This is a genomic window from Bradyrhizobium sp. 23 (genome assembly GCF_023073295.1).
Taxonomy (GTDB): Bacteria; Pseudomonadota; Alphaproteobacteria; order Rhizobiales; family Xanthobacteraceae; genus Bradyrhizobium; species Bradyrhizobium canariense_D.
Genome location: NZ_JADPJF010000032.1, coordinates 109,024 through 117,090 on the forward strand (window position 1 = coordinate 109,024; position 8,067 = coordinate 117,090).

Genomic DNA, 8,067 nt, shown 5'->3' on the forward strand with positions numbered 1-8,067 from the left:
GCCGGCCACTACCTGATCATGTCCTTTGCCGCCCGCTGGGTGGCCCGGGAGCCGGTTCTCAACGACGAGCTCGACGACTGCCGCTGGATCGCCCCAAAGGCCCTGGCGAGCCTTGGCGACCTCAAGCTGACCGGCGGGCTGGAAGAGGTCATCCAGTCCGCTCACCGGCTGATGGGCGCCTGACGGCCCCGCCTTGCGTCTATCGCCCCGAGGAGGCATACACCCGGCCGATGTCGACGCGATTTCTGGCCATTTTTGCCCTGATTCTCGCCTGCGCCTCGGTGCCCACGAGGGCTCAGGACGGGGCAGCGCCGTTTGACGGCGATTTGCAGCGACTGGCGGAGATCCTCGGCGGGCTGCACTATCTGCGCGGCATCTGCGGGTCCAACGAGGGCAACAAATGGCGCAGCGAGATGCAGGCGCTGATCGATGCCGAAACCCCCGCCGGCGAACGCCGCACCCGCATGATCGCCGGCTTCAACCGCGGCTATAACGGTTTTCAGCAGACCTACCGGAGCTGCACGCCGGCCGCGACGGTGGCGATCCGCCGCTATATCGAGGAAGGCGCCAAGATCTCGCGCGATCTCACGGCGCGTTACGCGAACTGAGACAGCGGCGGGAACCCTGTCATCGACTTTGTACACAGCCGTTAACCGTTCCTAAAGATGTGGCCTAGCGGGCGTTAACGTGCGTGCTACACCTCTCGCACAGCGCATCGCCGTGGATTGCGCCCCAGCCCCGACGAGTTTCATGAGCCATCCAGTGTCCTACGCTCCCGCACGCGCGCCGCTGCCCGATCACGAGCAGAAGCAGGCCGCACTGAGTTATCTCAACGAGGCCTGGGCCGAAGCGCGCCATGATGGCGTCGACGGCGACTGCCTGGCGCAGGCGAGCCTGTTTGCGGCCCTTGCCGAGCTCGTCGGCACCTATGGCGAGGACGCGGTGGCGAAGTTCGTCGAAGGCTTTCCCGGCCGCATCCGCAACGGCGAATTCTCGGTCGACATTTCCAGACAGTAAGTCTTTCTCCAGGCAGTAAGCCTTGCCGAAAATGACCCCGCCACGTAGGCGGGGCCAGCTTCCGCTACGGTCGGGAATACGCTCCGAGCCCGTTACGGCTCGATCTTGAGCGTCGCTTTCATGTTGGGATGAAAGCGACAGTAATAATCGATCGTGCCCGCCTTCTTCAGAACCAACGTCCCTGATTTTTTCGCCGGCAGGTTGACGTCGAAATCGCCGTTCCTGGCTGTCGCGGTGTGGACGAAGACGTCCTTGTTGATCCATTCAATGGTGTCGCCGACCTTGGCCGAAGCGTCTTTCGGCGACACTTCGAGATTCTCCATCGTGATCTCGATGGTCGCAGCGTGCGCCGGGACGGCCACCGCCACGAGCAGGACCGCTGTCGCGATCGCGGACAATCGTCCCAGCATCATCGCCTCCCTATTTCAGCTCCGCCGCGACGTGCTCGGCGTGCTGCTGATGGCCCTGGAAGATTTTCAGGCCGGTCTGCAGCAGGCTCTTCAGTTCGGCATTGCTGGCGGACGGAATGAGCTGGGTTTCCAGCGCGCCGTTGACCGTCTCGTGGTAGGCGACCTCGTTCGCGACATAGGCCTTGTCGAAGGCCGCACCGCTCAGCTTGTCCAGTTCGGCGAGCTTCTCGCTCGCCTGCTTTGACAGCGCTTTGCTGGTGTCGTTGTCTTCAGGCGTGACGTTCAGCTTCTTGACCAGCGCGAGCGCCTGCTTGTTGACGGCCTCGTGGTCGCGCAGCATGTCCTCGGCAAACGCCTTCACGTCCTTGTTCTTGGCTTTCTTCTGCGCCTGCTTGGCTGCGTTGATGTCGATCACGCCCGCGGTGTAGGCGATGTGGGCGATCTGCGGATCGGTCAGCTTGTCGGCTGCTCTGGCGCCTTGCAGCAGCGCGGGGCTCGACAACAAAATTGCAGCGGTGATCGCCGTGGTCCAACGAACGAACATGGTTTGACACTCCTGTGGTGCCGGACGTTTTGCCGGCGCGTTGCTTCACAGGCGTTGGATGGAATTCTCGCGCAAACGTTCCCGAAAAATTCAGCCGCCGATGCCAAGCCGCTTCAGCACTGACACGGTCAGCCGCTCGCAGCGCCACCCGGCGAACGGGAACGCATCCATCACCACCGGACCGATCTCCTTTTCGACGTTCTCGCGCAGCATGGTCCGCGCACGGTGCAGCCGCGTCTTCACGGTCTCGGGCTTGACGCCGAGCAGCTCGGCGGTCTCCTCGATGTTCATCCCTTCCATGACGCGGGCGACGAAGACCATGCGGAAGACATCCGGTAATTCATCGATGGCGCGCTCGACGACGCGCTGGATTTCACGTTGGGCCATGGTCCTTTCCGGATCGCCTGGGGGAGAAGCGGGAAATTTGATGATCTGCGCCTCGAGCGTCGCTTCGGGCACCGAGCCGAGCTCGACCTGCGGCCTGGCGCTTCGCGCCCGGCCAAGTGCCTCGTTGATGGCGATGCGCGACAGCCACGTCGACAGTCCGGATTCGCCGCGGAATCCGTCGAGATGGGTGAAAGCGCGGACATAGGTTTCCTGAACGACATCCTCGGCTTCGCTGTCGCTGCGCAGAATTCCGCGCGCCAGACGATAGAGCCTGCGGTTGTTGGCCTGCATGATCTCGCGCAGCGCGGCCTCGTCACGGCCCCGCGCCCGCTCGACCAGTTCGGCTTCCAATGTCCTGATTTCTGAAGTCTTGGCACCGGCGGACAGGCCGGCTGCGATCCGTGGCATGGCGGTCACCTGCTCGTTTGGCTTCGTTCCGGACATTGGATGCCGCCCCAAGGGAAAGGTTCCCAACTTTCTGTCCCTCCCCTGGGGAGGGGCCAAGGAATGTCCTAATCCGTCTCGATCGGCAGCGCCGGATCCTTCGCCCACTCCCCCATCGAGGCATCGTACAGCGTCAGCTTGTCGTAGCCGAGTTGCGTCAGCAGCAGCAGGTCGATCGTCGCCGAGATGCCGCCGCCGCAATACAGGATCACATTCTTGTCGCGGGTGACGCCTGCAGCGTCGAATTTGGCCTCGGCATCGGCGAGCGTCGTCAGCGTCTTGTCCGCATTGACGAGCGCTGCCGCTGATACGTTGACGCTGCCGGGAACGCGGCCGGGCCGCCCGTAGCGGCTCGGCTCGAGGCCGCGATGAAACTGGGGACCGAGCGCGTTGACGATAACGGTCGCGGGATCTCCGAGCCGTGCCTTGACCGCATTCTTGTCGACGAAGAAGCCTGCGCGCGGTGTGGCCTTAAAGGTCGTGGCCGGATTGCCCTTCGGGGCGCCTGTTAAGACCGGCCGTCCCTCGTCCTTCCATTTGTCGAGGCCACCGTCGAGCACCCGCGCCTCAACGCCGAGCGAGCGCAGCATCCACCAGAACCGCGTCGACCACATCATGGTGCCGATGCTGTAGAGCACGACGGATTTGGATGCATCGAGGCCGTGGCGGCCGAAGGCGGCCTCCAGCTGGGCCACATCAGGCATCATGAAGAATTGCTGCGCAGAGGCGTCGGAGAACTCGCCTTGCAGGTCGAGAAAATCGGCCCCCGGAATATGGCCGGCCTCGAACGTCTTATCGCCCGGCACGGCGCGATAGGGCACATCGCTGCCTGGCGGCACCGGCTCGTTGTAGGTCGTGCAGTCGTAGAGGCGCAGGTTGGGATCGCCGAGCTGGGCTGCAAGTTGCTCGGTGGTGATGAGGGGTGTCGGTTCGGTCATTCACTCCTCCCTCAGCGTCTCCAGAAACCGCACCGGCTCACCTTGCGCGGCCGTCACGAGCTCGCCCTGCCACATCACGCGGCGGCCGCGGATGAAGGTGCCTACGGGCCAGCCGGTGACGCGCAACCCGTCATAGGGGGTCCAGCCGGCCTTGGACGCGACCCATTTGTTGGTGATGGTCTCGCTGCGCTTGAGATCGACGACGGTGAAGTCGGCGTCATAGCCGGCGGCGATCCGCCCCTTGCAGGCCATGTTGTAGAGGCGCGCGGGGCCGGCGCTGGTGAGATCGACGAAACGCGCCAGCGACAGCCGACCCGCATTGACGTGGTCGAGCATGAGCGGCACCAGCGTCTGCACGCCGGTCATGCCGGAGGGCGAGGCCGGATAGGTCTTCTGTTTCTCTTCCAGCGTATGCGGGGCGTGGTCCGAGCCGAGCACGTCGATGATGCCCTGCTCGATGCCGCGCCAGATCCCGGCGCGGTGATCGGCGCCGCGCACCGGCGGGTTCATCTGGGCCAGCGTGCCGAGCCGCTCGTAGCATTCGGGCGCAACCAGCGTGAGATGATGCGGCGTCGCCTCGCAGGAGGCGACGTCCTTGTGGTCGCGCAAAAATTCGATCTCTTCCTTGGTCGAGATATGCAGCACGTGGATGCGCTTGCCGGTCTCGTGTGCGAGCTTCACCAGCCGCTGCGTCGCCATCAGCGCGGCGGTCTCGTCGCGCCACACCGGGTGCGAGCGCGTGTCGCCCTCGATACGCAGCGATTTGCGGTCGTTGAGGCGGTATTCGTCCTCGGCGTGGAACGCCGCGCGGCGCCGGATCACCTGGAAGATGCGGCGCAGGCTTTCGTCATCCTCCACCAAGAGCGCGCCGGTCGAGGAGCCGATGAACACCTTCACGCCGGCGCAGCCGGGCGCACGCTCCAGCACCGGCAGGTCCTGCACATTCTCGCGGGTGCCGCCGATGAAGAAGGCGAAGTCGCAATGCATGCGGTGATGGGCGCGCTTCACCTTGTCGGTGAAGGTGGCCTCCGTCACGGTCAACGGCGCGGTGTTTGGCATCTCGAACACGGCGGTGACGCCGCCCATTACGGCGCTGCGCGAGCCGGTCTCGAGGTCTTCCTTCTGCTCCAGCCCGGGCTCGCGGAAATGCACCTGCGTATCCATCACGCCGGGCAGGATGTGCAGGCCCTTGCAGTCGATCACTTCCGCGGCGGAAGCCTGCGACAGCGCGCCGATCTCGGCAATGCGACCGTTGACGACGCCGACATCGCGGGTCCCCTCGCCGTCCTGGTTGACGACAGTGCCGCCCTTGAGGATCACGTCGAAACGCTGGGTCATGGCTGAAGGCCTCTCTCGTCCCCAAGCGCAGGGCTTGAGGTCTTGTCGTTTTTGCCTTGCGGGCTTACGTTCCGGAGCAACATGTCGCAAGAGATTTTCGTATGAAATCAGCGTTTCTTCCGGACCGGGGCGTGATCAAGGTCGCGGGCGAGGATGCGCGCAACTTCCTCAATGGCCTCGTCACGACTGATGTCGACAAGCTGAAGCCGGGCCTGGGCCGATTCGGCGCGTTGCTGACGCCGCAGGGCAAGATCATCGTGGACTTCCTGATCACGGAAGCGCCTGCCGGCCATGGCGGCGGGTTCCTGATCGATTGCCCGAAGCCGCTTGCCGACGGCCTCGCCACCAAGCTGAAATTCTACAAGCTGCGCGCCAAGGTCACGGTGGAAAACCTGTCCGACGATCTCGGCGTGCTCGCGGCCTGGGACGGCAAGCCCGCGGCCCAGCCCGACCTCGCCTTCGCCGATCCGCGCAATGGGGACCTCGGCTACCGCATCCTCATCCCCGAAGATCTCAAACAGAAGCTGTCCGATCTGATCGGCGCCGAGCTCGTCGACGCCGCCGCATACGAGGCCCACCGCATCGCGCTCGGCGTGCCGCGCGGCGGGCTCGATTTCACGTACAGCGATGCGTTCCCGCACGAGACCAACATGGACCGCCTTTCCGGCGTCGATTTCGACAAGGGCTGCTATGTCGGCCAGGAGGTCGTCTCGCGCATGCAGCATCGCGGCACAGCGCGCACCCGCAGCGTGAAGGTGCTGCTCGAGGATTTCTCGCCTGAGCCCGGCGTCAGCGTCATGGCCGGCGACAAGCCGGTCGGCACGATGGGCTCGTCGGCGAAAGGAAAGGGTATCGCGCTGGTGCGCATCGACCGCGTCGCCGATGCGCTCGATGCGGGACAGGCGCTGACTGCCGGTGGGCTCGCTGTGAGGCTTGCGGAACCAGACGTCGTGCGCATTCCAACGAAGCAACCCATCGCATGAGCCGTGCCCCTCGCCTGCATCCCGACGGAAAGACGCGTTGCCCCTGGCCCGGCGAAGATCCGCTTTACGTCGCCTATCACGATACTGAATGGGGCGTGCCGGAATATGACGACCGCGCGCTCTATGAGAAGCTGATCCTCGACGGTTTCCAGGCCGGCTTGTCCTGGATCACGATCCTGCGCAAGCGCGACAATTTTCGCAAAGCCTTCGACGATTTCCAGCCGGAAAAGATCGCACGCTACAACGAGAAGAAGGTTCACGCGCTGATGAACGATGCCGGCATCGTGCGCAACAAGGCCAAGATCGACGGCGCGATATCAAGCGCGAAATCCTATCTCGCCATCATGGAGAAGGGCCTCGGCTTCTCGAAATTCCTGTGGGACTTCATGGACGGAAGGCCCAAGGTCAATCATTTCAAGACCACCGCGAGCGTGCCTGCCTCGACGCCGCTCTCCATGCAGATCTCCAAGGAGCTGGCCTCGCGCGGCTTCAAATTCGTCGGCCCGACCATCGTCTATGCCTTCATGGAGGCGACCGGCATGGTCAACGATCATCTCGTCGACTGCCATTGTCACGCGAGCTGCGGCAAGTCGCAGCGCAAGCCGCGCCTCAAGGCCAAATGAGCGCGAAGAAGACGGACCGCGGCGCCGACACCCGCGCCTGGCAACGCATGCTGTCGGGCCGGCGGCTCGATTTGCTCGATCCCTCCCCGCTCGATATCGAGATCGCCGACGTCGCGCATGGGCTGGCGCGTGTTGCCCGCTGGAACGGCCAGACCATCGGCGCACACATCTTCTCTGTCGCGCAGCATACGCTGCTGGTCGAAACCGTGATGCGGCACGAGAATCCCCGCGTGGATCAGCGCATGCGGCTTGCCGCGCTGCTGCATGACGCGCCCGAATATGTGATCGGCGACATGATCTCGCCGTTCAAGGCCGTGCTCGACGGTCATTACAAGGCGGTCGAGAAACGTCTGCTCGGCGCGATTCACATCCGCTTTGGCCTGCCGCCGGTACTGCCGGACGAGATCACGCTGGCGATCAAGGCCGCCGATCGCGGCGCGGCCTATCTGGAGGCAACGACGCTTGCCGGCTTCAGCGAGAGCGAGGCCAAGCGCCTGTTCGGCAAGGATCCCGGCCTGTCCGACAGCGTCCGGCGCGACTATCTCACCCCCTGGACGGCTGCCCGGGCCGAGAAGCAGTTTCTGGAGCGGTTTGGCGCCGTGTTTGCGTGATCGTTGCCGTGGGTTAGAGTCCTGCAGGGCGGGCAAAGGGGCCCTTGCCGCCCACTGTTTTGCGCAATGAGACGAAAGTGGTGGGTACGCTTCGCTTTGCCCACCCCGCCAACGCTCGCTATAATCTGCGGAAAAAGGTCCGCCATGATCCACGTCTGCTCCCTCGCCGCCCTTCCCGAAACCGTCCGCCTCACCAAGGCCAGCCACGTGCTGACCGTGATGGCCAATGTCGAACAGGTGGCGCGGCCGGTGTCGGTGCTGCCGGCCAACCATCTCAAGGTGTCGATGGACGACATCACCGAGGAGATGGACGGCTTCGTCGCGCCGTCGGAAACGCATATCGAGCAGGTGCTGAACTTCGTGCGCGGCTGGGACCGCGACGCGCCGCTGGTGGTGCATTGCTATGCCGGCATCAGCCGCTCCACCGCGAGCGCCTTTGCCGCCGTGTGCGCACTCAATCCGAATCGCGACGAGACCGAGATCGCGAAGAAGATCCGGGCGGCGTCCCCGATCGCCTCACCGAACCGCCGCATCGTCGGCCTTGCCGACCGTGCGCTGGGGCGCAACGGCCGCATGCTGCGCGCACTCGACGAGATGGGCCCGGGCGCGATGATGGTCGAGGGCCGCCCCTTCGTGATCGAGCTCGAATGACAGTTGCGCACCACAGCACAGGTGTGCCCCCTCTCCCGCTTGCGAGCAGAGCAATCGCATGCGAGCCTTTACGCAGACGCCTCCACATCGTCATGGCCGGGCTTGTCCCGGCCATCCACGA

11 protein-coding genes and 1 pseudogene are annotated in these 8,067 nt (G+C 64.4%); 7 read left to right on the forward strand and 5 right to left on the reverse strand.

Annotated features, from left to right (window positions below):
* The 3 genes and pseudogenes from IVB32_RS04775 to IVB32_RS04785 form a co-directional block, all read left to right on the forward strand.
* Positions 1-183 (forward strand): annotated as a pseudogene (locus IVB32_RS04775) (NUDIX hydrolase); the annotation flags it as partial.
* A gap of 47 nt (positions 184-230) precedes the next feature.
* A complete protein-coding gene (locus IVB32_RS04780) occupies positions 231-608 on the forward strand; it encodes a TIGR02301 family protein (RefSeq protein WP_007607220.1) in 378 nt (125 codons plus the stop codon).
* A 142-nt stretch (positions 609-750) separates the two neighbouring features.
* Entirely contained in the window at positions 751-1,017 is a 267-nt protein-coding gene (locus IVB32_RS04785; protein ID WP_007594892.1) for a hypothetical protein, read from the forward strand.
* A 92-nt stretch (positions 1,018-1,109) separates the two neighbouring features.
* Here IVB32_RS04785 and IVB32_RS04790 read toward each other — a convergent pair whose 3' ends face one another.
* The 5 genes from IVB32_RS04790 to IVB32_RS04810 all read right to left on the reverse strand — a co-directional run bounded on the left by IVB32_RS04790 (position 1,110) and on the right by IVB32_RS04810 (position 5,078).
* Positions 1,110-1,427 carry a cupredoxin domain-containing protein gene (locus IVB32_RS04790; RefSeq protein ID WP_018458822.1) on the reverse strand — a complete coding sequence of 106 codons (318 nt, stop codon included), beginning with the start codon at positions 1,425-1,427 and terminating at the stop codon, positions 1,110-1,112.
* A gap of 10 nt (positions 1,428-1,437) precedes the next feature.
* Entirely contained in the window at positions 1,438-1,971 is a 534-nt protein-coding gene (locus IVB32_RS04795; RefSeq protein WP_247369283.1) for a DUF4142 domain-containing protein, read from the reverse strand.
* 90 nt (positions 1,972-2,061) lie between these two features.
* Positions 2,062-2,766, reverse strand: a complete 705-nt coding sequence (locus IVB32_RS04800) for an RNA polymerase sigma factor (protein WP_247338386.1) — start codon at positions 2,764-2,766, stop codon at positions 2,062-2,064.
* Positions 2,767-2,870: 104 nt separating this feature from the next.
* A complete protein-coding gene (locus IVB32_RS04805) occupies positions 2,871-3,740 on the reverse strand; it encodes a sulfurtransferase (protein WP_247369284.1) in 870 nt (289 codons plus the stop codon).
* Positions 3,741-5,078 (reverse strand): dihydroorotase, encoded by a 1,338-nt coding sequence (locus IVB32_RS04810; protein WP_018458826.1) that lies wholly within the window; start codon positions 5,076-5,078, stop codon positions 3,741-3,743.
* Between the two features lie 101 nt (positions 5,079-5,179).
* Between IVB32_RS04810 and IVB32_RS04815 the strand changes: the two genes are divergently transcribed.
* From IVB32_RS04815 to IVB32_RS04830, 4 genes are all read left to right on the forward strand, one after another.
* Positions 5,180-6,061 carry a folate-binding protein gene (locus tag IVB32_RS04815; protein ID WP_247369285.1) on the forward strand — a complete coding sequence of 294 codons (882 nt, stop codon included), beginning with the start codon at positions 5,180-5,182 and terminating at the stop codon, positions 6,059-6,061.
* The gene (locus IVB32_RS04820) at positions 6,058-6,684 is read left to right on the forward strand and encodes a DNA-3-methyladenine glycosylase I (RefSeq protein WP_247369287.1); all 627 of its coding nucleotides are present in this window, start codon (positions 6,058-6,060) and stop codon (positions 6,682-6,684) included. Before IVB32_RS04815 ends, IVB32_RS04820 begins: the two co-directional genes overlap by 4 nt.
* Complete coding sequence (locus tag IVB32_RS04825) at positions 6,681-7,295, forward strand: HD family hydrolase (RefSeq protein ID WP_085352596.1); 615 nt, start codon at positions 6,681-6,683, stop codon at positions 7,293-7,295. Before IVB32_RS04820 ends, IVB32_RS04825 begins: the two co-directional genes overlap by 4 nt.
* Positions 7,296-7,439: 144 nt before the next feature.
* Positions 7,440-7,946: a protein-tyrosine phosphatase family protein gene (locus IVB32_RS04830; protein ID WP_007607206.1), complete on the forward strand. Its 507-nt coding sequence runs from the start codon at positions 7,440-7,442 to the stop codon at positions 7,944-7,946.
* The last annotated feature ends 121 nt before the right edge of the window (positions 7,947-8,067 follow it).